The sequence below is a fragment of the Acinetobacter sp. YH16051 genome (genome assembly GCF_013417135.1).
Classification (GTDB): domain Bacteria; phylum Pseudomonadota; class Gammaproteobacteria; order Pseudomonadales; family Moraxellaceae; genus Acinetobacter; species Acinetobacter towneri.
This window is the reverse complement of record NZ_VPEN01000124.1, coordinates 1-1,315: the sequence shown is the minus strand read 5'-3', so window position 1 is coordinate 1,315 and position 1,315 is coordinate 1. Positions and strand designations below refer to the sequence as shown.

Annotated in this window: 1 protein-coding gene; it reads right to left on the bottom strand. The window is 42.5% G+C overall.

Annotated elements, in window-relative coordinates; genetic code table 11:
• Positions 1–166 precede the first annotated feature (166 nt).
• On the bottom strand, positions 167–1,315 hold a 1,149-nt coding region (locus FTV41_RS14790), incomplete at its 5' end, for an IS256 family transposase (RefSeq protein ID WP_179996771.1).

Here is a 1,315-nt window from a genome sequence, read left to right as displayed (position 1 = left end):
GGAAAGCTTTTTACATAAGGGTTATAGAGCTTATAAGACTACAATTCCTTTGTTATAAACTACATCTAAATCAGATGTAGTCTTATAGAATCTATTTTTAAAAAATATCAGTAGGACAAAATCAAATTTTTAGAGAGCGTTCAAAATTCTGTGTCAGCCGAATTGGCTAGAGTTTAATTATATCATCGAGCCTGCCTTCAAAGTAAATCGATAACTGTGTGATGGTTTGCCCCCAGTTTGTCACCGGCATTGTCCATTTTTCAGAAGCCTGTTGAATGCCAATATACAGCAATTTCAGCAGGCTATTTTCATTCGGGAAAGCCCCCTTGGTTTTGGTCAGTTTTCTGAATTGGCGATGTACTGCTTCAACCGCATTGGTGGTATAAATTGGCTTCCTAACCGCTTTCGGATATTTGAAATAGGCACTGAGTAAATGCCATTTTTCACGCCATGAACGAATGACTTTCTCGTATTTATCCCCCCATTTGGCTTCCAGCTCATCTAGCGCCATTTCAGCTGCCTGCTTGGTATCTGCTCGGTAAACAGGCTTCAGATCAGCCATAAAGGCTTTTTGATCCTTACTGGCCACATAACGCAAGCTATTGCGGATTTGGTGAATAATACATAACTGCACTTCTGTCTGCGGAAATATCGCAGCAATTGCTTCAGGGAAGCCTTTAAGCCCATCAACGCAGGCGATCAGAATGTCTTGTATGCCACGGTTCTGCAAATCTGTGAGTACGCTGAGCCAATAATTAGCACCTTCACTTTCTGATAGGTAAAGACCCAGCAGTTCTTTATGGCCTTCGGTATTTAATCCCAGCACGGTATAAACGGCTTTGTTGACATAACGGCCTTCATCCTTGATCTTGTAATGGATGGCATCGAGCCACACAAAGGGATATACGGCATCAAGCGGCCTCTGTTGCCAGGCACGTAATTCGGGGATTAGCTTGTCTGTAATATTGGTAATGGCACCCTCGGAAATATCCAGTGCATACATATCGGCAATATGTTTTTGAATATCACGGTAGCTCATGCCGAGCGCAAACAGTGAGATGACTTTACTGTCGATCTCTTCAGAGAGTTTGGTTTGATTTTTCTTGACGAGTTGAGGCTCAAAATCACCAGTGCGATCACGAGGTGTTTCCAGTTCAAATGAACCGGAGGATGATTTTACGGTCTTGCGAGAGTAACCATTCCTGCGATTGGATGGTTTAGGATTTTCTTCCAGATAGTTTTCAATTTCAGCATTTAAAGCCGCTTCTGTCAGCTGTTTGATTAGTGGTGTCAGGATACCGTTTTCACCAGTGAG